The following is a 23,811-nucleotide window of genomic DNA, read 5'->3' as shown; positions in this document are numbered from 1 at the left end:
TGTGATTCAACAAGATAATGTTTAGTTTTATCTTGTCCCTACAGTTACTATATGGCAATAAACGTTTACTCAGGAAATTTCGGGTCTAAAGAGTTAAATCATTTACTAAAACGCACATTATTTGGCGCCAAAAGAAATGATATTAATACGCTTGTGGGTCAATCGGTAACGCAGGTTGTCGATTTGCTTTTAAAAGATTTGCCACTTCCGAATCCTCCAATAAATAATTATAATGATACTGGTTACACAGATGCAAATGTACCAGCTGGGCAAACCTGGGTAAATGCAATTTATACCGATGGAACTGCCAATAGTCGTCGCGTTGCTTCCTTTAAATCCTGGTGGTTAACGCAAATGCTTAATCAACCAATATCTTTAAGAGAGAAAATGACGCTTTTTTGGCACAATCATTTTGCCACAGAGGCCGATACAATTGATGATGCTCGATACATTTACAAACACAATAATTTACTGCGCAGTTTAGCCTTCGGTAATTTTAAAACTTTAGTTAAGCAAGTAACCATCGACCCAGCAATGGTTCGTTATTTAAATGGTTATGCAAGTACAAAATCGGCTCCTGACGAAAATTACAGCAGAGAGTTACAAGAACTTTTCACGGTTGGTAAAGGCCCTGATTCTAAATACACCGAAGCAGATGTAAAAGCTGCTGCTCGCTTATTAACAGGTTATAAGTTAGATGGTATAGCAATAAATACAGTTTTTGATGCCAACAGGCACGATGCTACCGACAAACAATTTTCATCATTTTATGGCAGTAAATTAATTAAAGGAAGAACAGGTGCCGACGGAGCAAAAGAGGTTGATGATTTGCTTGATATGATTTTTACGCAGGTTGAAGTAAGCAAATACATTTGCCGAAGATTGTACCGCTTTTTTGTGTATTATGATATTGCATCTGATGTTGAATCGAATATTATAATTCCGTTAGCCGAAATATTTCGAAATGCCAACTACGAGATTAAACCTGTTTTAAAAGCATTGCTCACTAGTAGTCATTTCTTTTTACCGCAAAACCGTTCTTGTAATATTAAATCGCCAGTAGATTTTGTAGTTGGATTGGCTAGAGAATTCGAAATCGTTTTCCCGGATGCTTCTGATTATGTGAATGTTTATTACATGAGTGATTATTTACGAAGTACGGCGTCGAACTTGCAGCAAAACCTGGGTGATCCACCCAATGTTTCTGGTTGGCCTGCGTATTATCAGGTACCTCAGTTTTACGAACTTTGGATTAACTCCGATACATTACCTAAACGAAATATTTTTACCGATAGATTTATCAGTACAGGTTATACCAGAAATGGCAAAAAAATAGTAATCGACCCAATAGCTTACACATCAAAATTTAGCAAACCCGAAGACCCAAATGTTTTGGTTGATGAAGCTATTGCTCATTTATACACAATTGATGTAAGTGCAGAGGTTAAAAAGTTTTTGAAAAGTATTCTTTTAAGCAATCAGGTTACGGATAACTATTGGACAACCGCCTGGTTGGATTATAAAGCTGCACCAACAACTATGAAAACCACCATCGTGCAAACCCGATTACAGGAGTTTTATAAATACATTATGAACCTTGAAGAATATCAGTTATCATGAAAAGGCGTGACTTTTTAACCAAGGCAATGCCAGCAGGTGTGGTAATTCCTTCATTACTGGGTGGGTTTTCACTAAAAGCTTTTGGTGCGTCGAGTTTGTTATCTGCAATAACGGCTGCTAATCAGGAAACAGATCATGTTTTGGTTATCATTCAATTAAATGGTGGAAATGACGGTTTGAACATGATTCTACCGTTGGATCAATACGATAATTTAACTTTGGCCCGCCCAAATATTATCCTTCCGAAGAATAAAATTATAAAGCTATCTGGCTACAATACAGGCATTCATCCAGCCATGTCTGGCTTAGCTGGCTTATATGATGATGGTAAAGTACAGGTTGTGCAATCTGTTGGTTATCCGCAGCCAAATTTTAGCCATTTTAGGGCTACTGACATTTGGCTTTCTGCATCAGATTCTGACCAAGTGGTTGATAGTGGTTGGGCCGGAAGATATTTGGCAGAAGAATATACCAATTTCCCGATAGGTTATCCGAACTCGGTTATGCCCGATCCCTTAGCCATTCAAATTGGATCTTTTATTTCACCTGCTTTTCAAGGTCCATCTGTAAATATGGGCATGGCGATTTCCGATCCGGTAAATTTTTACAATCTGATAAATGGCATACAATCTCCGGCACCAAATACAAATGCAGGCAAGGAGCTAACTTACGTGAGGCAAGTTGCGCAACAAACGCAGCAATATGCTTCAGTTATAAAAACAGCTGCCGGCAAAGTTACCAAGCAGGGCACGTATCCAAGCAATAACTCACTAGCCGACCAACTAAAAGTGGTAGCTCGCTTGGTTGGCGGAGGCTTAAAAACCAGGCTTTACATGGTAAATATCGGTTCTTTTGATACCCATGCATCGCAAGTTAATACTGGTGCAAACGAAACAGGAACTCATGCGGTTTTGCTTCAAAAAGTAAGCGATGCCATTAAAGCTTTTATGGATGATTTGAAAGGCTTGGGTGCTGCTAAACGAGTTGCAGGAATGACTTTTTCTGAATTTGGCAGACGTATAAAATCCAATGCAAGTAATGGAACAGATCATGGCGCTGCGGCTCCGTTAATCGTCTTTGGCGATGCCATTCAAGGTGGTGTTTTAGGGAAAAATCCAACGATATCTGCTACAACATCTGTCAACGATAACATTCCGATGCAATATGATTTTAGGTCGGTTTATGCAACTTTGTTAGAGAAGTGGTTCTGTGTAGACAAGGCAACTTTATCGGGCGTAATGCTTAAAGATTTTCAATCTTTACCACTTATTCAGGCGGGTACAAATTGCATGTCAACCAGTTTGGCTCAGGCAAATCATTTAAGTGGCGAAAGTTTAATATCAAATTATCCAAATCCATTTTCAACCTCAACTACTATAAAATATTCATCCAAAGGCGGTCATGTTTTAATCCAGGTTTTTAATACGATGGGTAAGTTAATTACCACCGTTGTTGATGCCGTAAAGGAGGAAGGCAACTATAATATTACCTTCGAAAATCAAAACTATTCACCAGGTGTTTATTATGCTCGTCTCCAAAATGGCGAATTGCAGCAGGTTAGAAATATGCTCATCGTAGCCTAATCTAAAAATCGGTACCTTTGTTGAAACGAAGAGCTGAATCATAATCGATTTATCCTAAGGTCTTGTCGTGTTGAGCTTGTAAAAACGCCTTCACAAATTCTTCTACAGGCCTAAGATTACATTTCGAATTTATGCTAAAGTTCTTAATTCAATATTTTTAAAATGAAATTTAAGCTGGGTGATTTTGTGCGTTTTGTTGATGAAAAACGTGAAGGCTATGTAACCAAGGTTATTGATGCGCAAACGTTGGGTGTTACGGATGAAGATGGATTCGAAATTCCTGTAGCCATTAGTAATTTAACTTCCGTTCATGGGCATGGCGTTATTGCCGAAGAAATTGATGTGCCAAAACCTATTCAGGTTAATATAGCAAGCATAAGTACGTTAGAAAATGGAATTTACCTAGCTGTGGCAACAGATGATAAAGCTGGAAATGTTGTTCATTTTCACTTACAAAATCAATCGGCAAATGTACTTTTAACCACACTTACAACAGAGCGTAAAGACAAATATGCAGGCTCTTTTTACGGTATTTTAGAGGCATATCAATCTAAACTGGTTTATTCTGCTTCCCTTGCCGATTTAGATATCTGGCCTGAATTTACTTTTCAGGTTTTACTGTTTAGCAAAGCTGATGTAAAACCTGCTGAACCTTTAGTAATTAAAAAGAAATTTAGAGCTAAAGATTTTTCTGGTGAACAAAAAGAACTGCCTCAGTTAAAAAACAAAGGATGGTTAATTCGCTTGGATGAATTGCCTTCTATTACCATAGATGCTCAGAAATTAAAAGAAAGCTTTTTTAAATCTCCTGCTGAGAAGAAAACTGTTGATGTTCCGTTAAAAGAGATTGATTTGCACATAGAAAAACTTAGGGATGATCACCATTTTTTAGAAGCGGATGAAATGTTGCAAATTCAATTATCTCATTTCCAAAATGCATTAGATGCTGCAATTGTACACCACTTCGATAAAATGATTTTTATCCATGGTTCTGGAAATGGAACGTTAAGAGATAAAATTCACAAACTGATAAGCAAAAATCCTCACATTAAAACCTATATGGATGCAAGGAAAGAAAAGTTTGGTTATGGCGCTACCGAGGTAATTTTTAAATAATTGAACATTGTCTTTGTAAAATGAGCAAATAAGTTTGTTAATTGGCGGCTTAAAACTTCCTTAGAAAACGGGCGGTTTTAGCTCCAATACCAATACAACTGCATTATTGCTTAGTGCTGCTAAATTTACAATACTCGTATTCCAAAGGGCTAAGCCATCTCTTGCATGCAAAAGGCTACCTTCAATTTTAAAAGCGCCATCAATAATGAATGCATAAAATTTATTTTCAGGATTTTGCATTTTATAAATTGCTTCTTCTTGTCCGGCAAAAATTCCTGCACTAAATTTAAATGGCAATTTTGGGCTTGAAATAATTTCAATAAGTTGATTTTTATTTTGTTCAAAATCAATATTATACAGCATTTCACTATTTCTCAGTAGAAATATATCGGTGCTTATTCCAATTTGAAGATAGTTGACAACATCATCTTTATAGGGATTGCTAATTTCTAGAACCTCACCTTTGCTAACATTTAGCACTTGAATTTGTCCGGTTTCCAATTGATATTCTTTGCCATTTGATACAACGTCCAATCCACCGGTAATTGGCATAAGTATCTGTAGCGAATCTTGTTTTGACAGGAAAAAAGTCATTTTTCCACCCGATATCGAATCATCATTTAATAGAAATAATTCTGCGAAAGGTTCTTTATGCTCGTTGTAAAATTTTTCAAAATTGAAAGTACTATATCTTCTCAGTATCGGTGACTCATCCAAGCCTCGTTGGTCTGCTAAATAAATTTTTCCTGGTGAATCCATTATGCAATTGTTTTGATAGAATGAATGCTTACAAAGGTTGAAGTTGAGATATTATTTGTAATAACCTCGCTTCCTCTCTTTTCAGTAATTTGAGAAACCAAAAGGTGTTCTCCTATTATATCGTGCCAAATTAATGGTTTTGAAAAGAAGTTTAAAGCAGTTTTATGTTTTTCGATAATATGGATATCTGAATTAATAATTGAAACTTATCAAATAGCGAAAATGCCTACCAGAATGGTTCAAAATATAAGGTGTTATGTTTTGGATGCAATGGAATGCGAATCACTTAAATAGCTATAACTCGAGGTTTTGTGCAAATGATTTAATTTATCATGAAGCAATATAACCGATAATTTAGAATATATCCTTAATTTTAGCCGCTGATAACTGCCAAACTGACTTAGCAATAGCTATGGCGTGGTTGTTGTAACACACCAATTTTTAAAATAAATACGATTTAAAATATAATGTTAGGATTTTTAGCGAAGGTTTTCGGAAGTAAATCAGAAAGAGATATAAAAAGCATACAGCCTTTGGTTGTTAAAATAAATGAAGAGTACGCTAAGTTATCTTCAATTAGCAATGATGAGTTGCGTGCTAAAACAATAGAATTTAAAGGTAGAATTTCTGCTTTTTTATCAGATATTGACGGTAAAATTTCGGCTTTGAAAGCTGATGCCGAAAATGAAGATTTAGATCTTCATCAAAAAACAGCTTTGTATGATCAGGTTGATGCTTTAGGTAAAGACCGTGATACAGAATTAGAGAAAGTACTTTTGGAAATTCTTCCTGAAGCTTTTGCAGTGGTAAAGGAAACTTCTCGACGTTTAAGTGAAAACGAATACCTTGAAGTTACGGCAACACAATTCGATAGAGATTACGCAGCAAGAAAAAGTAATGTAAAAATTATTGGCGATAAAGCACATTGGGCAAACCGATGGGATGCTGCGGGTACAGAGGTTGTATGGAACATGGTTCATTACGATGTTCAATTAATCGGTGGTATTGTTTTACACAGCGGTAAAATTGCCGAAATGGCTACTGGTGAAGGTAAAACTTTAGTAAGTACGCTTCCTGCTTATTTAAATGCACTTGCCGGACAAGGCGTTCACATCGTAACTGTAAATGATTATTTAGCTCGTAGAGATAGTGAGTGGAATGGTCCTTTATTCGAATTTCATGGCTTAAGTGTAGATTGTATTGATAAACACGAACCAAATTCAGAAGAAAGAAGAAAAGCTTACGCATCAGATATCACCTACGGAACGAATAATGAGTTCGGTTTTGATTACCTGCGTGACAATATGTCGCAAACACCTGACCAGTTGGTGCAGCGCAAACTACATTTTGCTATGGTGGATGAGGTCGATTCAGTTTTAATTGATGATGCACGTACACCATTAATTATTTCCGGACCAATACCTCGAGGTGATGAACACGAATTTTATGAGTTAAAACCGCGTATCGAACGTTTGGTAAATGCTCAGAAGGCTTATGTTTCTTCTGCTTTAAATGAAGCTAAAAAATTAATTAATGCAGGCAATACCGGAACCGAAGAAGGTGAAGGTGGTTTAGCATTATTACGTGCTTATCGTGGTTTGCCTAAAAACAAAGCTTTAATCAAATTTTTAAGTGAAAGCGGTGTTCGTGGTTTATTATTGAAAACAGAGAACCATTACATGGCAGATCAATCGAAGAATATGCCTAAGGTAGATTCTGAATTGTTCTTCTATATTGATGAAAAAAATAATCAGGTAGAATTAACAGAAAAAGGTATCGAATTGATTACGCAATCAGGCGAAGACCCTAACTTTTTCGTTTTGCCAGATGTGGGTACTGAAGTTGCAGATTTAGAGAAATCTGATTTGCCACTAGAAGAAAAAGTGATTACAAAAGATGCTTTAATGAGAGATTACTCTGTTAAAGCAGAACGTATTCACTCTGTTAATCAACTTTTAAAAGCTTATACTTTATTTGAAATTGATGTTGAATACATCATTGATGAAGGTAAAATTAAGATTGTTGATGAGCAAACAGGTCGTATCATGGATGGCCGCCGTTACTCTGATGGTTTGCACCAGGCAATTGAAGCAAAAGAAAATGTAAAAGTTGAGGATGCAACGCAAACGTACGCAACAGTAACCTTGCAAAACTATTTCCGTATGTACCACAAACTTTGCGGTATGACGGGTACTGCAACTACGGAAGCGGGAGAGTTTTGGTCTATTTATAAATTAGATGTAGTTGAAATTCCAACCAACAGGAACATTTCTAGGTTAGATGACCAGGATTATGTTTATCGTACAGTTCGTGAAAAATATAATGCCGTTGCAGATGAGATTGTAAAGTTAACGGAAGCATGCAGACCTGTTTTAGTAGGTACAACTTCAGTTGAAATTTCGGAATTATTAAGTCGCATGCTTAAACTTCGCGGAATTAAGCACAATGTATTAAATGCTAAAATGCACCAGAAAGAGGCTGATATTGTTGCCGAAGCTGGTCAGGCAGGACAGGTTACCATTGCAACCAACATGGCTGGTCGTGGTACAGATATAAAATTAGGTGCAGGCGTTAAAGATGCAGGCGGTTTAGCAATTGTAGGTACCGAGCGTCATGAATCACGTCGTGTTGACAGACAGTTACGTGGTCGTGCTGGTCGTCAAGGTGACCCAGGTTCATCTCAGTTCTTCGTTTCATTAGAAGATAACTTAATGCGTTTATTCGGTTCTGAAAGAATCTCGAGCATAATGGTTCGTATGGGAATTGAAGATGGTGAGGTAATTCAACATTCAATGATTACCAAATCTATCGAACGAGCTCAGAAAAAAGTAGAGGAAAATAACTTCGGTATTCGTAAACGTTTATTGGAATACGATGATGTTATGAACTCTCAGCGTACCGTTATTTATGCTAAACGTAAAAATGCTTTATTTGGCGAACGTTTGGATGTAGATATGAACAACATGGTTTATGATGTTGCAGAAGATATCGTTAACGAATATAAACAAGAAGCAAATTACGATGGCTTCAAGCTAGAAGTAATTAAAAACTTCTCGTTAGATACGGCAATTACGGATAAAGAATTTTCATCTACAAACGCTGCTCAATTAACAGAAAGATTATTTGAAGAAGCAGAAACGTTTTATGCCCGTAAGTCAGAATCAATTATTCAGCAATCATTACCTGTTTTAACCCAGGTTTATGAAGAAAGAGGACAACACATCGAACAAATTGTTGTTCCTTTTACTGATGGTATTCGTGGTATCCAGGTAGCGGTAGATTTAAAGAAAGCTATTGATAATAAAGGTAAGGAAGTTGTTCGCTCATTCGAAAAAACAATCGTTCTTGCTTTGATAGATGATAGCTGGAAAGAGCATTTACGTGAGATGGATGATTTAAAGCAATCTGTTCAAAATGCAGTGTACGAACAAAAAGATCCATTAGTAATTTATAAAATGGAAGCTTTTAATTTATTTAAAAACATGCTAACCGCTGTTAATAAAGAAGTTGTAAGTTTCTTATATAAAGGTGGTATTCCTGTTCAGCAAGAAGCTGATGAGGTTAGAGAAGCACCAGCACCTGTTAAGCAACCAAAGCTACAAACCACTAAGCAAGAATTTGGTAACGAAGCGCCAGGTATAGAATTTGGAGATACTAGTGAGGCTGTTCCTCAACAACCGATTCGTAAAGAGGCAACAGTAGGGCGGAATGAGCCTTGCCCTTGTGGAAGTGGTAAGAAATACAAAAATTGCCACGGAGCGAATTTGTAATCCATTAAAATTCATGTAATGCCGAAATTCAAAAGATTTCGGCATTTTTTTCATCTATTTAATAGACGGATAAGATCTTTTCATTTTAACTATCCTTAACTTATAAATAAGAACTATTAGCAATCTAATAGCATTTTTTACTACAGTTTTTATGACCGTAAAATTTGAGTTAATTTTATTATTTTTGATTCATGGAAACATTAACAATAAATATTCCTGATGATAAAAGCTTAATGGTTAAACAAATTCTTAAGGAGTTTGGTGTAACTATTATTGATAAAGCTTCCAAATCTGAAAATTTAGAATTATCCCCCGAGCAACAAAGAGAAATCATTTCATCCCAAGAGCAAATAAAAAAGGGCTTATTTGTAGAGCAATCTACGCTTGATGATGAAATAGAAAAATGGCTAAAAAAATAATTTGGTCGCACCAGGCAAGAATTAAATTATATACAATTTTAGAATTCTATGCCGAGAGAAATGGTAATAAAAAATATTCCTTAAAACTTTATAAAAGATTTAATAAAGAGATTAAACTCCTAATAAAAAATCCTCAAATTGGGATTCAATCTTCCAATAAAAATATTCGAGGATTGATAGTCTTAGAATATATCATTTTTTATGAGTCTAATAAGGAGCATATTATAATTCATACGCTTTGGTCAACCAATCAAAATCCTGATAGCCTGGTTCTTTAATTAATCCATTTGCACAACCCACAAAGAATGCCGAATTTTGCAGAAAGTTCGGCATTCGTGTTATTAGCCAACTTTAAGTCAACAAAAATGAAAATAATTTATACCATTGCATTCTTGCTCATCATAATCAATACTTCCTTCGCTCAAAAAGGTGTAGTTACTGTAGTAAAAGATCCTTTAATTGATAGCCTGATTGCTAAACGAATAGAAGTTTACAGAACCGGAGGCGATGTAACAACAAAGCCAAACAAACCAGTTGTGTCTGATTATGGTTATCGGGTACAGGTTTTTTATGGCTCCGATAGAAGGGAAATTTTTAACCAGCAATCACGTTTTAAAGGGAGTTATCCAAAAATTAATACCTACATCATTTACAAAGAACCTAATTATTATTTGCGTGTTGGTGATTTCCGCACACGTTTGGAGGCTCAACGTTTAATGAGCGAACTTCGGTCAACCTTCCCAACTTTATTTATTTTTAGGGAAAAAATTAATGCACCAACTTTAGATACAACAACTGATGATCAAAGATAAAATTAAAGACTTAGCCAGAAGCATTTTTAATGATGTGGTAGGCTATCGTCGCCATATACATGCAAACCCCGAATTATCTTATAAAGAATTTGAAACCTCATTGTTTATTAAAGATAAACTAGCAAAATGGGGAATAGAATTTACCGATTGTGCAAATACAGGTGTAGTAAGTTTAATAAAAGGAAATCTTGCTTCAGATAAAGTTATCGCACTTCGAGCTGATATGGATGCTTTACCAATTCACGAAGCGAATGATAAACCTTACCGTTCTAAAAATCAAGGTGTAATGCATGCCTGCGGTCATGATGTTCACACTTCTTCATTGTTAGGAACTGCCTATATTTTAAACCAGTTAAAAGATGAGTTTGGCGGAACCATTAAACTGATTTTTCAACCTGCAGAAGAATTGTTACCAGGTGGCGCAAGCATAATGATTAAAGAAGGTGTTTTAGAAAACCCTAAACCAGATGCTATAGTTGGCCAACACGTTATGCCTTTAATTGATGCCGGTAAAGTAGGTTTTCGTTCAGGAATTTATATGGCTTCAACTGATGAATTATACGTTACCGTAACGGGTAAGGGTGGTCATGGAGCACAACCACATCAAAATATCGATCCGGTTGTAATTGCATCACATATCATCATAGCATTACAACAAATCGTTAGTCGCAATGCAGATCCGCGTTTGCCTTCCGTTCTTTCTTTTGGGAAGGTGATTGCGAATGGTGCAACGAACATTATCCCAAATGAAGTAAAAATTGAAGGCACTTTTAGAACTTTGGATGAAGACTGGAGAAATGAAGCGCACAAACGCATGAAAAAAATGGCCGAAGGTATGGCTGAAAGTATGGGTGGAAGTTGTGATTTTGATATCCACAGAGGTTATCCTTTTTTAATCAACGAAGAAAAATTAACTGCCAACGCAAGAAGTTTTGCAGAAGATTTTTTAGGCAAAGAAAACGTTATTGATTTAGACATTTGGATGGCTGCCGAAGACTTTTCTTTCTATTCTCAGGTAACTGATGCCTGTTTTTATCGTTTAGGAACAGGGAATTTAGAGAAGGATACCAGCTACTCTGTACATACTCCTAAATTTGATATTGATGAAGATGCACTAAAATTATCTACTGGTTTGATGGCATACATCGCGGTTAAACAATTAGGAAATTAATTAAGATGTAATGAGATGTAAAATGTAATGATGTAAGATGGAGTCCTGAGTTTTCCATTTACAATCTCACTTCATCCTTATTCCATTTTACCTCATACATATTTTAAATGGGCATCATTTTTGAACACATAGCCAATACATGAAAAAATTACTTTTTTTAATAACCTTATCGCTTTTTTTTCTACAAAGCTATAGTCAGGTTATCGATAGATTCAATCCTGATACAGTTAAAACCATCACATTAGATTCGACCGTAAATATTAAAGCTGAACGATTAAACGTTGAAACTTTTATTAAAGCGGTAATGAATGACACGTCTTTCTATCAGGCTTTCCGGGATATGAAGCGATATACATTTATCGCCGAAAACCGCATTTACAGTTACGATAAGAATAACAAAGTTGATGGAAAAATTTATCGTAAGATAAGACATAACAATAGTGGGCCTTACAAAATGGAATATTTGGTAAAGGAGGACGAAGGCAAGATGTATAAGAAGAATGGTAAGTATCAGCTTTATACGGTAGAAATGTTTGATTACATTTTTATGAATGCTTACAATACTGATTTTGTTCCAAATGCACCGGCTGCAGATGGCAAAGGTGGCACCAACGAGAGCTACAAAAACAAATTAAAAACCTTAATCTTTAATCCTGGTCGCCCAGTTAAAGTACCATTTATTGGAAGCAAAACAGAGATTTTTTCTGCAAATATGCGCCAATATTACGATTATGCTTTTACAAGTGGAACTTATCTGGATTCTATTCCGGTTTATCGGTTTAAGGTTTCTATAAAACCCGATTTAAGCAGCTGGACTAAAGATGGCCTTATGATTAAGGATTTGGTGACCATTTTTGATAAGCGAAACTTCAATATTTTAGGTCGCTATGTTGACATGAAATATAGCAACATGATTTTTGATTTCGATGTTCAAATGAACATCGAAATGGGTTATTTTGGTGAAGATAAGCTACCTACAAAAATCACCTACCAGGGAAATTGGGATTATCCTTTTAAAAAGGAAGAACGGGCAAGTTTCCTCATTCTACACAAAGATTATAAAATGGAAAAGGGTAAGTAACATCATTTTTAGGATTAAAAGATTTATTATCTTTAACATTCTAAAATGTTTGTGAATGCAGTCCAATTTTTCATCAAAAAATATATTTGTCTATTCTGCTTAATTCATTAATTATTGGCATTTCAAAGGCTAATATTTTAACAAAGCTGATAGATGACTTTGTCGAGAAATCTTTAAAGACATTTAATATTTGTGAAATTGTTTTTCATTAAGCTACAATGCAATTAGCAATATTTTACAATGGAAGCGATTTTACCACCCGTATTTTAGCTTTGATTTTTAGAACCAGGATTTGGAACCAATAGATACAAAATAATCATTATGAGAACCACATTAAAAATCACCCTATTCTTTGCAAGTTGTATTTTATTATTTACTTCAATGACGTTTAAACCGAAGCGAATTATATTTTTTGGCGATTCGATTACACAGCAAGGTGTATCAGCAAAAGGCTACGTTACTTTAATCAAAAAATCTTTAGATTCTACTAAATATACTGTAATGGGCGCTGGTATTGGCGGCAATAAAGTGTATGATTTGTACCTGCGTTTAGAAGATGATGTATTGAATAAGAAACCAGATTTGGTAGTGATTTATGTGGGCATTAATGATGTTTGGCATAAGCAATCATCGCATACCGGAACCGATTACGATAAGTATTTAAAATTTTATCAGGCACTAATCAACAAAATTCAAGGTGTTGGCAGTAAAGTCGTTTTGGTAACACCATCTGTAGTTGGCGAGAAAAAGGACGGTACGAACGAATTAGATGCTGACTTAAACAAATATGCTGAAGGCATTAGACAACTTGCTGCTAAAAACAATTTGCCCGTTTGCGATTTGAGAAAAATATTTGCTGACTATGAAGCTAAAAATAACCCTGAAGATAAAGAAAAGGGAATTTTAACAGTAGATAGAGTTCATTTAAATGAGATCGGTAATAAACTGGTAGCCGACCAATTGTTACCTTTGGTAAAATAGATCTTGGGTTACAAGTTAACGGTTGTGGGTTTCTCAAACGTTTAACTTGTCACCTATCTTGATACTCGATGCCACATAACTGATACAACATTCTTAATACTACATTGATAAACCGCGAAACTATAGATAAAATCATGGACACCGCTCGAATTGAGGAGGTAGTCGGTGATTTTGTGCACTTAAAAAAACGCGGAACCAGTTTAATTGGAAATTGCCCTTTTCATGGTGAGAAAACGCCATCATTTCACGTATCGGTAACAAAGGGTATTTACAAGTGCTTTGGCTGTGGTAAAGGTGGCGACTCGGTTCGTTTTATCATGGACCACGAGAAGTATAACTATCCAGAAGCACTTAAATTTTTAGCCAATAAATATAATATTGAGGTTGAAGAAACTGAATTAACACCTCAGGATACAGAAGCTCAAAATGCTAAAGAAAGCTTATACATTGTTTCTCAATTTGCGGCATCATTTTTTGTAAAACAGCTTTGGGAAACCGATGAAGGTAGAGGTATTGGGTTAAGCTATTTCAAAGAGCGTGGTTTTAGAGAAGATATTCTAAAGAAATTTGAAGTTGGTTATTCACCTGATGTTTGGGATGCAATGACTCAAAGCGCCATTAGCAGTGGTCATAAACTTGAATTTCTGGAGCAAACAGGTTTATCTATAAAAAATGATAATGGCAAAATTTACGATCGTTTTCGCGGGCGTGTAATGTTTCCCATTCATAATTTTACAGGTAGAGTGATTGGTTTTGGTGGTAGAACTTTAAAAACAGATAAAAATGTTCCTAAATATGTAAACTCACCAGAAAGTGAAATTTACCACAAATCGAACGTGCTTTATGGTTTGTTTCATGCCAAAAAGGCCATCCGCGATTTAGACAATTGCTATTTAGCAGAGGGATATGCCGATGTGCTTTCGGTTCATCAAGCGGGGATTGAAAATGTTGTTGCTTCATCAGGCACGTCTTTAACGGTAGAGCAAATCAAACTTATCGGTCGTTTTACACAAAATGTTACCATTCTTTTTGATGGAGATGCCGCTGGTATTAAAGCGTCGCTTCGTGGTTTAGATATGATTTTGGAGGAAGGCTTAAACGTTAAAATCGTTTCTTTTCCTGATGGTCATGATCCCGATTCATACATGCACCATGTTGGTGCAGGTGCCTTCAAAACTTACATCGAAGACAATCGTAAAGATTTTATACTGTATAAAGCAAACGTACTTTTAAAAGAAGCAGGAACCGACCCGATTAAACGGGCAGGAATTATTCGTGATATTGTAGAAAGTATCGCAAAAATTCCAGATCAGATTAAAGCTTCTGTTTTTATTCGTGAGTGCAGCAGTTTATTGGAGATAGAAGAGCGTGTTTTGCTTTCCGAACTCAATAAAATCCGATCGGCCAAAAGCAAAAAATCTTTCGAAAGCAATCAAAGGGCTAGTAATTCCAATCAAAAATCATATACTTCGGGTGCTCCAGAACCGCTTGGTCCGCCAGATGATTTATGGGATGATAATGCAGGTGCATCTGTAGAAACTTTGGATAACGATGAGCACCAGGAAAAGGAAATCATTCGTTTATTACTCGCTTATGGGCATGAATTTGTAAACTGGGATAACATTGATGACATGGTTATCGGTTCTTTTGTAATGCAAAATTTAGCTGATGTAGATTTTGAAAATCAACTTTGTAAGAAAATAATCGATTATTATAAATCAGAGATTGATAATGGAAGGTTGCCTACCGCAAATCATTTTATTAAACATGAAGATAGGGCGATTGCAGATTTAGCAATTACGCTTTCCACTTCCGAATATTCGTTAAGTGAAAATTGGTTAAACAAGCATCAGATTTATGTTAAAGATGAAACGATGCATTTGAAGGCTACAATTCTTGGTGGAATTTTTCATTTAAAAAAACGTAAAGTGGATAAAATTTTATCTAATTTATTAAAGGAAATTAAGGATGAAACCGATGGGGATAATCAGATGATATTAATGCAACGATATGGCGTTATAAAAGGAGTAGAGCGTGAAATTTCCAAATTTTTAGGTTCTGTAATTGTTAAATAGGTTAGCATTTACAAGATTATTCTATTTTAATTGGTGCGTTATTTTATGATATAGGATTATGCTATATTCACTTCATTATTGACATAAATGGCTACTCACAATGAACTCGGTCAGAAAGGTGAACAGATTGCAAAAGCATATCTTGAAGAAAACGAATATGAAATTTTGGATGAAAACTGGGTGCACGGCAAAGCGGAGATCGATTTGATTGTTTACAAAAACGGCATAATAGTTTTTGTTGAAGTTAAAAGCAGAACCTCAGTAGCATTTGGTCAGCCCGAAGACTTTGTTCAGCAAGCAAAACAGAAACAAATGGAAATTGCTTCGCTTGAATATATTGAAATTATGAACCATCAAAACGAAATACGTTTTGATATCATTGCAATAACATTTAAAAAAGATAATACTTACACATTAAAACATATTGAAGATGCTTTTTGGCCTGAAGATTAACCAAATAAAAGTTCTGTTTCTTGTTGCTATAGCTATAAATCTGGCCAGTTCTTGTAAAGATGAGCCGGCTGTTGGATACAGCAGTTTTGTTAGTCCTTCGGCAGGTACAAATATTACCTCAGGAAAGGTAATTGATGTCAAAGTCGACTTTGCTAAAACGAGTAAGATAGATTCTGTAGTTTATTTTATGGATTCAACCAAAGTAGTTATAGCCAAAGATACACTTGGTTTACAGCTTAAATCTTTAGGATTGAAATTAGGCAATCACCTAATTACTGCAAAAATTTATCAAGGCGAAAAGTCTGATGACATCACCTCAAATATTGTCGTTTTGGCGTCTAAAGCACCAGATTTATATACGTACAAAGTCGTTACAAAATTTCCGCATGATACTGCAGCTTACGTTGAAGGTTTAGAATACCACGATGGCTTTTTTTATGAAGGAACAGGCGAAAAGGGAAAATCAGACTTGCGGAAAGTAAATATTCAAACCGGTAAAATTTTGCAGCAGGTTAAACTAGATACTGCTTACTTTGGTGAGGGTATTACTGTTGTAGGAAATAAAATTTTACAGTTAACGTGGCAGGAAAAAACAGCCTTTGTTTATGATAAAGATAGCTTTAAACTATTGTCAAAGTTACCATATACCGTTGGCAGAGAAGGTTGGGGATTGACGTTTGATGGAGAAAAAATTTATACTTCAGATGGTTCCAATACCATCTATTTTATGGATAAAAATACCTATCAAAAAATTGGTTCGATTGATGTTTTCGATGATAAATCGGCAATAGAAAATTTAAATGAATTGGAATACATCGATGGGAAGATTTATGCCAATGTTTACCAAACCAACTCAATCTTAATAATAAACCCACAAACTGGTGCTGTAGAAAGTAAAATTGATTTAACCGGATTGTTTTCTGCAGATAATTTTAAAACAGATTGGGAAAAGGGAAATAATGTTTTAAATGGAATTGCTTACGATAAAGTAAATAAACGCTTATTTGTAACAGGTAAAAAATGGCCTTACATCTATGATATAAAGATGATTAAAAAGTAGCTAGATTTGAATGAACAAAAACAATCTCAATCATTAAAGATTTTCTAGACTCAATAAAATACTATTTATAAAGTAATCTTATACCTCCGGTACAATGCCATATTTCGTTCTGTGAGCATCTGTGTTTTCGTGGCAAAAATGATACTATAAAGATTCTGGTTTCTTTTTCTTTGGTTCCGCTAAAAATCCATTAAAGTTAATTGCCTGTTTATTTACGCTATTTACCATTAATGATGCATAGCCGTTTTGAGATATTCGTAGAAACAGCTGATAATTTTCTGTTTTTAAATCATTAGTGGTAATGCTAACTGTATAGCCACCTTTTTTTGCTTTATCCTCTTTGTAAGTGAAATTTTTTGAAGTGAACTTTATACCGCCATCATTTGGGTTATAAGGTGCATTAAAGGCTCTACCGTAATATGGTAAATAAGCAACAATGCTATCTTTCGTTACTTTTAAATCATACTGAGAGCCCGTTAAGTTTATCGTTCCACCACCACTCATACCTCCGGGAAACTGCATCAGAATTCTATTTATATCGTTACTGGCTAAGGGCATTGCGCTGTTTGCAGTAAATACGTAATTTTTATCGGCTACAATTTTCATTGTAGTTTCTTTATCCGTTTGAGAAAATGCTTGAGATATTGTTAAAGTAAACAGTACGCTCAAAATAAATTTTATGTTTTTCATTTGTGTTGTTTTGAATGTTAACAATTTTAAGATGTTGAAGTTTATTGTTTTCCATAAAATGAATTTAAATTAAAAGCGTTTGTATAAAGATAAGTGATTCATTTCCAATAACAATTGGTTTGATGTACGGGCATTGTAATAATAAATTTATATAAATCTTCGAATAGAATTAAAATTATAACACACAAAAAAACCGCTCATAAATTAATATGAAGCGGTTTTTAAGTTTTTATTTATGCTTAATTAAAATCAGCAGCTTGTATCGCAGGATTAACTTTAGTTTCTTTAATTACAATACTAAATTCTTGTCCACCTTTTGCCGTTTGTACACTTTGAGTAAGCGTGTGGGCAAACATAATATCACCGACTTTTTTATAGTCAGAAAACTCTGTGGTAGATGTTACTTCAACACCATCTTTTGTAGTTACCTTTTCTTCCTTAAGTAATAAGCCAGAATTTACATCGTAATACTCTGTTTTCTTTTTACCTAGTGCATTGGTAACAATAAGTTTATATGCGTCTTTTGTACCTAGCTTTGTTGTTCCAGCTAATTCGAGTTTGGTGCCATCCGTTGCATAATACAATTGATTAAATAAACCCTTATCGGCTTTTGCTTCCAGCACTTCATCAGTCGTCATATCAACCTTTTTGCCCATTTGCATGGTATATCCCGCTGTGCCGTTAAAAGATTGTTTCATAACGCTTTGGCCCATCATCGTTGCTTCCATACTATTTAAGTTAGGTGCAAGTTTTTTCATTGTCAGCCCTAACTTATTTCCTTGAATATCCATGTCTGCTGTTTGTTCTATTGCAGTAATTTTTTTCAAGGCTGCTTCACCACCGATTGCAGTAATGTAATTATTAATAATTTCTTTAGCCGATTTTGATGGCGCTGTGCTTGTTGCAGCAGTTTCTGCTTTAACTGGATTTGCAAAATTATCAAATTGATTTACCGTGAAACCTGCTTTTGTTAAACCCGGTACAAATGCATCGGTTTTACCAACAACAACAACTCTTGTATCATCATAATTGAAATATTTTTTAGCAACCCTTAAAATATCATCCGTAGTTACTGCATTTAACTTTTGCAGGTAAGTGCGATAAAAATCTTTAGGTAAATTATTAATCAAAATACTGCTTGCAAAACCAGCTGTACGAGCTGGGTTTTCTAAACCCAACGCAAACGAACCATTGTATAAGTTTTTGGCATTTTGCAACTCTTCTGCAGATACTTTGGTTGTACGGATGATGTTTATCTCTCTTAAAAATTCTACAACTGCACTATCAACTTTTTCGTTTCTAACTGCGGCAGTTGCCGAAAATTTAGATTGAAAACGACCAGAACCTGTACTAGCATAGGCACCGTAAGTAAATCCGTGTTTTTCGCGAAGATTTGTAAACAATCTCGATTCTGCACCGCCACCTAAAATTTGATTCGCTAGTAAAACAGCGAAATAATCAGGACTGCTCAATGGCAAATCTAAAAGGTTGGTAACTGTGATTTCAGATTGAACCGCATTACTCACATTAACAACATCAACTTCGGTTTTAGCAGGGTTTTTTACTTTTGCTAAAACAGGTAAGGTCAATGTAGTGCCTTTCCAATCGCCAAAGGCTTTTTCTGCCAATGCTTTTGCAGCTTCAGGCTTAATATCTCCAACAAAAGTTAAATAACCTCTTGATGGCGTAACGTATTTCTTGTAAGCTGCTTTTACATCATCTAAAGTAATACCATTAATAGAAGCTTCGGTTGTAAATTCGCCATAAGGATTGTTTTTTCCATAAGCCAACGCATTTACAACACGAGAAGAAATGGCTTTTGCACTTTTCTCGCTCGATTTTAAACCTGTAATGGTTTGTGATTTAATTTTCTCAAATGATGCAACCGGAAATGAAGGTTGGCGAATACTTTCTGCCATTAACATAAAAGCAGGACTAAAGTAGCGTGTTAAAGCCGAAACTGTTCCGCCTGATGCTCCTGCACTAACATCTGCACCTAACTGGTCAACAGCCTCATCAAATTGTGCTTTAGTTTTGGTTGTTGTACCTTCATTTAGCATACTTCCCATTAAACTTACAACACCTGCTTTGGCGCCTTCTGTAATTGGTCCTGCATCAATGCTATAGCTAGCAGAAACTTTTGGAAGTTTATGGTTTTCGACTACCAAAACGGTAATGCCATTGGCTAGTTTATAAATTACGGGGTCTGCTACGGTAATAACTGGTGCTGGACCTGGTTTTGGTTTTTGGCTACGATTTATTGTTTGTGCTGATATACCTTGAGCCAATAAGGAAAATGCAGCTATTATGAATATTTTTTTCATTGTTTTAATTTTTTTTAATGCTGATGAAGCCTAAATAATCGAACAGAAGTTTTGTTCGTTTATCAAATGTTAGCAAGTAAAACGATTATTTTTTTGGTAAGTAATACAAAACAACTCTCTGGTTTTTGTTTAGATATTTCTTTGCAACATCTCTAATTTCTTCGCGAGTGATGGATTGTATAACGTTCAATTCTTCATTAATATCGTTTGTATCCTTATTGTGAAAAGTATAGCCATTGGCTAAATTTTCTGCAACGCCAAGCATTCTGCTGTTTGCACTAACGTAACTGTTTTCAAACTGATTCTGCAATTTCTTGTAGTCGCTTTCGCTAATCAAATCTGTTTGCAAACGCAAAACTTCTTCGTCAATATCTTTTAATAAATCGTTAAGTGGTGTGTTTTTATTTGGAAGTGCTAATGTAATGTAAGCACCATAATCTTCTAGCGTGTAGTTAAAAGCTGCAACTTGTAGAGCAGTTTTCTTTTCATCAACCATTTTGGTGCTTAATCTCGAACTTCCGCCTCCAGATAGAATGGAGCTAATCATACCCAATACTTTACTTTCTCTACTCTTCATACCCGGAACGCGGTAAGCAGCAAAAATTGCAGGTATTTGGATGTTTGCATCATAGGCAGTATCAATAATTTCTTTAGTAATTTCTGGTAATTTATATGTTGTACGTACAACAGGAGCACCCTTCGGAACTTCGGCAAAATATTGTTTAACCAAGGTTTTAGTTTTCTCAATATCTAAATCGCCGGCAATGGTTAACACGGCATTATTAGGCGTATAGAATTTTTTATTGAAAGCAATAAATTCATCCAATTTAGCTGCATCCAAATGTGCCATAGAACCAATTGGCTGCCACCTGTAAGGATGACCGGCAAATAAATGCGAGAATATTTTTTCGGTAAACTTACCATACGGAGAATTATCAACACGTAGGCGTTTTTCCTCTTTTACAACTTCATTTTGAGTTTTTACGCCAACCTCATTTATCACAGGTTGTAACATTCTTTCGCTTTCTAACCACAAACCTAATTCCAGTTGGTTAGATGGAAATACTTCGTAATAAAATGTGCGGTCTTGAGAGGTATTGGCATTGTTTTGTCCGCCGTTACTGCTCACCAATTTCATAAATTCGCCCTTTTTTATGTTTTTAGAGCCTTCAAATAATAAGTGCTCAAAGAAATGGGCGAAACCTGTACGCGTGGTATCTTCATCTTTAGAGCCAACATGGTACATTACCGAAACGGCAACTACAGGAGCGGTTTTGTCTTGATGTAGGATTACGTGGAGGCCATTGTCCAAATCAAATTCGGTGAACTGTACTTTTTGTGCAGATGCACTTAAGCACAAACCGGAAATGGCCAGAGCAAAAAGAATTCTTTTTTTCATTAGATAATTTGTTTGGATACCATTGCAGTTAACACAACGATATCATTTTGTAAATAATAAGTTAATTGGTTGTTGTTTAAAACTAAACAGATAGGTGATTATGCTAAAGTAACAATTTTATAACAAAAAAAAAGCGAATGTTCAATTCGCTTTTTTATTTTTTATCTCCAGGATTTATATTGGTTGATTAATCCGTTGGTAGAGCTATCATGACTGGAAACCTTTTCATCACCTTCCAGTTCTGGTAAGATTTTTTTAGCCAGTTGTTTGCCTAGTTCTACACCCCATTGGTCGAAACTAAAGATGTTCCATATCACTCCTTGTACAAATATCTTGTGCTCATACATAGCAACAAGGCTTCCCAAACTATAAGGAGTAATCTTTTTTAATAAAATTGAATTTGTTGGTCTATTTCCTTCGAAAACTTTAAATGGTGCGAGTTTTGCAATTTCATCTGTTGTTTTGCCATCTTTCTTCAATTCTGATGAAACTTCTTCTTCGGTTTTGCCATTCATTAAAGCTTCGGTTTGCGCAAAGAAATTTGATAATAATATTGGATGATGCTCACCTAAAGGATTTAAACTTTGAGCAGGTGCAATGAAATCAGCAGGAATAATTCTTGTTCCCTGATGAATTAACTGGTAGAAAGCATGCTGACCATTTGTGCCTGGTTCACCCCAAATAATTGGTCCAGTTTCGTAATCTACTTCATTACCGTTTCTATCTACATGTTTACCGTTGCTTTCCATATCACCTTGTTGAAAATAAGCAGCAAAACGATGCATATATTGGTCGTAAGGTAAAATTACCTGCGTTTCTGCGTTGTAAAAATTAATGTACCAAACACCCAATAGGCCTAAAATTACGGGTAGGTTATTTTCAAATTCTGCGGTTTTAAAATGGTTATCTGTTGCGTGTGCACCGGCAAGTAATTCTTTAAAATTATCAAAGCCAATGCTTAAAGATATCGATAACCCGATTGCGCTCCATAACGAATAACGACCGCCAACCCAATCCCAAAACTCAAACATGTTTTCGGTATCAATACCAAAAGCCGATACATCTTTTGCATTTGTTGATAGGGCAGCGAAGTGTTTTGCAATGTCACCTTCTTTACCACCTTTACCTAAAAACCAACTTCTGGCAGAATGTGCATTGGTCATAGTTTCTTGCGTAGTAAAAGTTTTAGATGCAACCAAGAATAGTGTTGTTTCAGCATTTAATCCAGCTAGTGTTTCAGCGATATGCGTTCCATCAATATTAGAAACAAAATGAATGTTCAGGTGATTTTTATAATGCTTTAATGCCTCCGTTACCATTACCGGACCCAAATCAGAACCTCCAATACCAATATTTACCACATCGGTAATGGCTTTGCCAGTATAGCCTTTCCAATCTCCGCTGATAATGCTGTTGCTAAATTTTTCCATTTTGGCTAAAACCGTATTTACATCTGGCATTACATCCTTGCCATCAACAATAATTGGTGTATTGCTTAAATTACGCAAAGCAATGTGAAGCACAGAACGATCTTCTGTTTCATTAATTTTATCGCCCGCATACATTGATTTTATTGCTTCATCCAATTTACATTCTCTAGCAAGTTGAATTAATAGCGCAAATGTTTCATCATTAATCCTGTTCTTACTATAATCCAGTAAAATATCTTCAAAAAAAACAGAAAATTTACTAAAGCGTTCCGCATCTTCAGCAAAAAGTTCTTTAATACTTTTCTGGTTTATATCTATAAAATGGTCTGCCAAATATTTATATGCTGCAGTTTCTGTGAAATTTATTTTAGGTAACATATTTTTTTCTTTTCTGTAAAAGTAATAAAGCAAATATTTAAAATGGTCTTTTTAGTGTTCAAAAAATAACATTTCATTATTTATTTTAAACAAGTAACTTAGGGCTAATATCCCCATAGTTTTACATACATCCTATTTTGTATTTGTTTAACTAAAAAAATATGATAGAAAATTTAAATGAATTGGTGCGTGAAAACGTACAGGAAAGTGTTGTTAACAATAGCGCAATTCCAAACGAAAAGAATGAAGCTGTAATTCAAGCTGCTTCGGGTTCTATTTTTGATACTTTGAAAGATCAGCTTTTTAATGGAAATGTAGGTGGGTTAGCCGAAATTTTTAACACAGGTAAGGCAGAGGGCTCGGCAGTAACGCAGCAAGCAGCCGGAAACTTTACCGATAAGTTGGCAGGCTTAGGTATTAATGCAGAAACTGCAAAAGGTTTAGCTGCATCAATCATTCCGGTTATTTTAGGCAAATTAACGCAAAAAACTGCCGATCCGAATGATAGCTCTTTTAATATAAAAGATGTTTTGGGTAGTCTGGCTGGTGGTGCTGATGGTAAATTGGATATCGGGGATGTTATCGGAATGTTCAATGGCGGTGGACAAGCGCAAGCAGGCGGAGCCGCTTCCAGTGGTGGTATAATGGATAAGCTTAAAGGCTTGTTTAATTAAAAAATATTTCTCTAAA

Annotated in this window: 19 protein-coding genes; 14 read left to right on the top strand and 5 right to left on the bottom strand. The window is 35.3% G+C overall.

The genetic code is table 11. The features are described 5' to 3' along the window. The first annotated feature begins 51 nt into the window (after window positions 1-51). The 3 genes from D7004_RS05305 (at window position 52) to D7004_RS05295 (ending at window position 4,319) form a co-directional block, all read left to right on the top strand. Window positions 52-1,620 (top strand): DUF1800 domain-containing protein, encoded by a 1,569-nt coding sequence (locus D7004_RS05305; RefSeq protein WP_123204833.1) that lies wholly within the window; start codon window positions 52-54, stop codon window positions 1,618-1,620. Next, a complete protein-coding gene (locus D7004_RS05300) occupies window positions 1,617-3,203 on the top strand; it encodes a DUF1501 domain-containing protein (RefSeq protein ID WP_123204832.1) in 1,587 nt (528 codons plus the stop codon). The genes D7004_RS05305 and D7004_RS05300 overlap by 4 nt, the downstream gene beginning before the upstream one ends. A gap of 162 nt (window positions 3,204-3,365) precedes the next feature. Continuing rightward, entirely contained in the window at window positions 3,366-4,319 is a 954-nt protein-coding gene (locus tag D7004_RS05295) for a Smr/MutS family protein (protein ID WP_123204831.1), read from the top strand. Window positions 4,320-4,379: 60 nt separating this feature from the next. Here the strand turns inward: D7004_RS05295 and D7004_RS05290 are convergent, their stop codons facing one another. Next, window positions 4,380-5,078: a pirin family protein gene (locus tag D7004_RS05290; RefSeq protein WP_123204830.1), complete on the bottom strand. Its 699-nt coding sequence runs from the start codon at window positions 5,076-5,078 to the stop codon at window positions 4,380-4,382. A gap of 467 nt (window positions 5,079-5,545) precedes the next feature. On the opposite strand from D7004_RS05290, the gene secA reads away from it, so the two are divergent. The 10 genes from secA (at window position 5,546) to D7004_RS05240 (ending at window position 16,900) form a co-directional block, all read left to right on the top strand. Continuing rightward, the gene (gene secA, locus D7004_RS05285; protein ID WP_123204829.1) at window positions 5,546-8,848 is read left to right on the top strand and encodes a preprotein translocase subunit SecA; all 3,303 of its coding nucleotides are present in this window, start codon (window positions 5,546-5,548) and stop codon (window positions 8,846-8,848) included. A 191-nt stretch (window positions 8,849-9,039) separates the two neighbouring features. Beyond that, window positions 9,040-9,267 carry a hypothetical protein gene (locus D7004_RS05280; RefSeq protein ID WP_123204828.1) on the top strand — a complete coding sequence of 76 codons (228 nt, stop codon included), beginning with the start codon at window positions 9,040-9,042 and terminating at the stop codon, window positions 9,265-9,267. After that, window positions 9,252-9,545, top strand: a complete 294-nt coding sequence (locus D7004_RS05275) for a type II toxin-antitoxin system RelE/ParE family toxin (RefSeq protein WP_123204827.1) — start codon at window positions 9,252-9,254, stop codon at window positions 9,543-9,545. The genes D7004_RS05280 and D7004_RS05275 overlap by 16 nt, the downstream gene beginning before the upstream one ends. Before the next feature lie 27 nt (window positions 9,546-9,572). Then, complete coding sequence (locus D7004_RS05270) at window positions 9,573-10,079, top strand: SPOR domain-containing protein (protein ID WP_244214254.1); 507 nt, start codon at window positions 9,573-9,575, stop codon at window positions 10,077-10,079. After that, window positions 10,066-11,250 (top strand): M20 metallopeptidase family protein, encoded by a 1,185-nt coding sequence (locus tag D7004_RS05265; RefSeq protein ID WP_123204826.1) that lies wholly within the window; start codon window positions 10,066-10,068, stop codon window positions 11,248-11,250. The genes D7004_RS05270 and D7004_RS05265 overlap by 14 nt, the downstream gene beginning before the upstream one ends. Window positions 11,251-11,389: 139 nt before the next feature. Further along, on the top strand, window positions 11,390-12,331 hold the full coding sequence (locus D7004_RS05260) for a hypothetical protein (protein ID WP_123204825.1): 942 nt from the start codon (window positions 11,390-11,392) through the stop codon (window positions 12,329-12,331). Between the two features lie 321 nt (window positions 12,332-12,652). Next, window positions 12,653-13,312, top strand: a complete 660-nt coding sequence (locus tag D7004_RS05255) for an SGNH/GDSL hydrolase family protein (RefSeq protein WP_123204824.1) — start codon at window positions 12,653-12,655, stop codon at window positions 13,310-13,312. A 134-nt stretch (window positions 13,313-13,446) separates the two neighbouring features. Continuing rightward, a complete protein-coding gene (gene dnaG / locus D7004_RS05250) occupies window positions 13,447-15,387 on the top strand; it encodes a DNA primase (RefSeq protein ID WP_244214253.1) in 1,941 nt (646 codons plus the stop codon). A gap of 87 nt (window positions 15,388-15,474) precedes the next feature. After that, the gene (locus D7004_RS05245) at window positions 15,475-15,840 is read left to right on the top strand and encodes a YraN family protein (protein WP_123204822.1); all 366 of its coding nucleotides are present in this window, start codon (window positions 15,475-15,477) and stop codon (window positions 15,838-15,840) included. Next, window positions 15,818-16,900 carry a glutaminyl-peptide cyclotransferase gene (locus tag D7004_RS05240; RefSeq protein ID WP_123204821.1) on the top strand — a complete coding sequence of 361 codons (1,083 nt, stop codon included), beginning with the start codon at window positions 15,818-15,820 and terminating at the stop codon, window positions 16,898-16,900. The genes D7004_RS05245 and D7004_RS05240 overlap by 23 nt, the downstream gene beginning before the upstream one ends. Window positions 16,901-17,044: 144 nt before the next feature. Here D7004_RS05240 and D7004_RS05235 read toward each other — a convergent pair whose 3' ends face one another. The 4 genes from D7004_RS05235 to pgi form a co-directional block, all read right to left on the bottom strand. Continuing rightward, a complete protein-coding gene (locus tag D7004_RS05235) occupies window positions 17,045-17,590 on the bottom strand; it encodes a DUF4251 domain-containing protein (protein ID WP_123204820.1) in 546 nt (181 codons plus the stop codon). Between the two features lie 239 nt (window positions 17,591-17,829). Beyond that, window positions 17,830-19,914 carry an insulinase family protein gene (locus D7004_RS05230; protein WP_123204819.1) on the bottom strand — a complete coding sequence of 695 codons (2,085 nt, stop codon included), beginning with the start codon at window positions 19,912-19,914 and terminating at the stop codon, window positions 17,830-17,832. 85 nt (window positions 19,915-19,999) lie between these two features. Then, entirely contained in the window at window positions 20,000-21,313 is a 1,314-nt protein-coding gene (locus tag D7004_RS05225; protein WP_123204818.1) for a M16 family metallopeptidase, read from the bottom strand. Window positions 21,314-21,474: 161 nt separating this feature from the next. Next, window positions 21,475-23,121, bottom strand: a complete 1,647-nt coding sequence (gene pgi, locus D7004_RS05220; protein WP_123204817.1) for a glucose-6-phosphate isomerase — start codon at window positions 23,119-23,121, stop codon at window positions 21,475-21,477. A gap of 161 nt (window positions 23,122-23,282) precedes the next feature. On the opposite strand from pgi, the gene D7004_RS05215 reads away from it, so the two are divergent. Further along, complete coding sequence (locus D7004_RS05215; RefSeq protein WP_123204816.1) at window positions 23,283-23,795, top strand: hypothetical protein; 513 nt, start codon at window positions 23,283-23,285, stop codon at window positions 23,793-23,795. Window positions 23,796-23,811: the final 16 nt, after the last annotated feature.

Source organism: Pedobacter jejuensis (assembly GCF_003725795.1).
GTDB classification, from domain to species: domain Bacteria; phylum Bacteroidota; class Bacteroidia; order Sphingobacteriales; family Sphingobacteriaceae; genus Pedobacter; species Pedobacter jejuensis.
The sequence above is the reverse complement of the archived record's forward strand: the minus strand, read 5'-3'. Positions and strand labels throughout refer to the sequence as shown.

Coding starts and splice junctions, on each gene's coding strand:
- D7004_RS05290 (WP_123204830.1), bottom strand. CDS start 5,078: ATGGATTCACCAGGAAAAATTTATTTAGCAGACCAACGAGGCTTGGAT.
- pgi (WP_123204817.1), bottom strand. CDS start 23,121: ATGTTACCTAAAATAAATTTCACAGAAACTGCAGCATATAAATATTTG.
- D7004_RS05295 (WP_123204831.1), top strand. CDS start 3,366: ATGAAATTTAAGCTGGGTGATTTTGTGCGTTTTGTTGATGAAAAACGT.
- D7004_RS05275 (WP_123204827.1), top strand. CDS start 9,252: ATGGCTAAAAAAATAATTTGGTCGCACCAGGCAAGAATTAAATTATAT.
- D7004_RS05260 (WP_123204825.1), top strand. CDS start 11,390: ATGAAAAAATTACTTTTTTTAATAACCTTATCGCTTTTTTTTCTACAA.
- D7004_RS05255 (WP_123204824.1), top strand. CDS start 12,653: ATGAGAACCACATTAAAAATCACCCTATTCTTTGCAAGTTGTATTTTA.
- D7004_RS05270 (WP_244214254.1), top strand. CDS start 9,573: ATGCCGAATTTTGCAGAAAGTTCGGCATTCGTGTTATTAGCCAACTTT.
- D7004_RS05225 (WP_123204818.1), bottom strand. CDS start 21,313: ATGAAAAAAAGAATTCTTTTTGCTCTGGCCATTTCCGGTTTGTGCTTA.
- D7004_RS05245 (WP_123204822.1), top strand. CDS start 15,475: ATGGCTACTCACAATGAACTCGGTCAGAAAGGTGAACAGATTGCAAAA.
- D7004_RS05305 (WP_123204833.1), top strand. CDS start 52: ATGGCAATAAACGTTTACTCAGGAAATTTCGGGTCTAAAGAGTTAAAT.
- D7004_RS05215 (WP_123204816.1), top strand. CDS start 23,283: ATGATAGAAAATTTAAATGAATTGGTGCGTGAAAACGTACAGGAAAGT.
- D7004_RS05230 (WP_123204819.1), bottom strand. CDS start 19,914: ATGAAAAAAATATTCATAATAGCTGCATTTTCCTTATTGGCTCAAGGT.
- D7004_RS05235 (WP_123204820.1), bottom strand. CDS start 17,590: ATGAAAAACATAAAATTTATTTTGAGCGTACTGTTTACTTTAACAATA.
- D7004_RS05300 (WP_123204832.1), top strand. CDS start 1,617: ATGAAAAGGCGTGACTTTTTAACCAAGGCAATGCCAGCAGGTGTGGTA.
- secA (WP_123204829.1), top strand. CDS start 5,546: ATGTTAGGATTTTTAGCGAAGGTTTTCGGAAGTAAATCAGAAAGAGAT.
- D7004_RS05280 (WP_123204828.1), top strand. CDS start 9,040: ATGGAAACATTAACAATAAATATTCCTGATGATAAAAGCTTAATGGTT.
- D7004_RS05265 (WP_123204826.1), top strand. CDS start 10,066: ATGATCAAAGATAAAATTAAAGACTTAGCCAGAAGCATTTTTAATGAT.
- D7004_RS05240 (WP_123204821.1), top strand. CDS start 15,818: ATGCTTTTTGGCCTGAAGATTAACCAAATAAAAGTTCTGTTTCTTGTT.
- dnaG (WP_244214253.1), top strand. CDS start 13,447: ATGGACACCGCTCGAATTGAGGAGGTAGTCGGTGATTTTGTGCACTTA.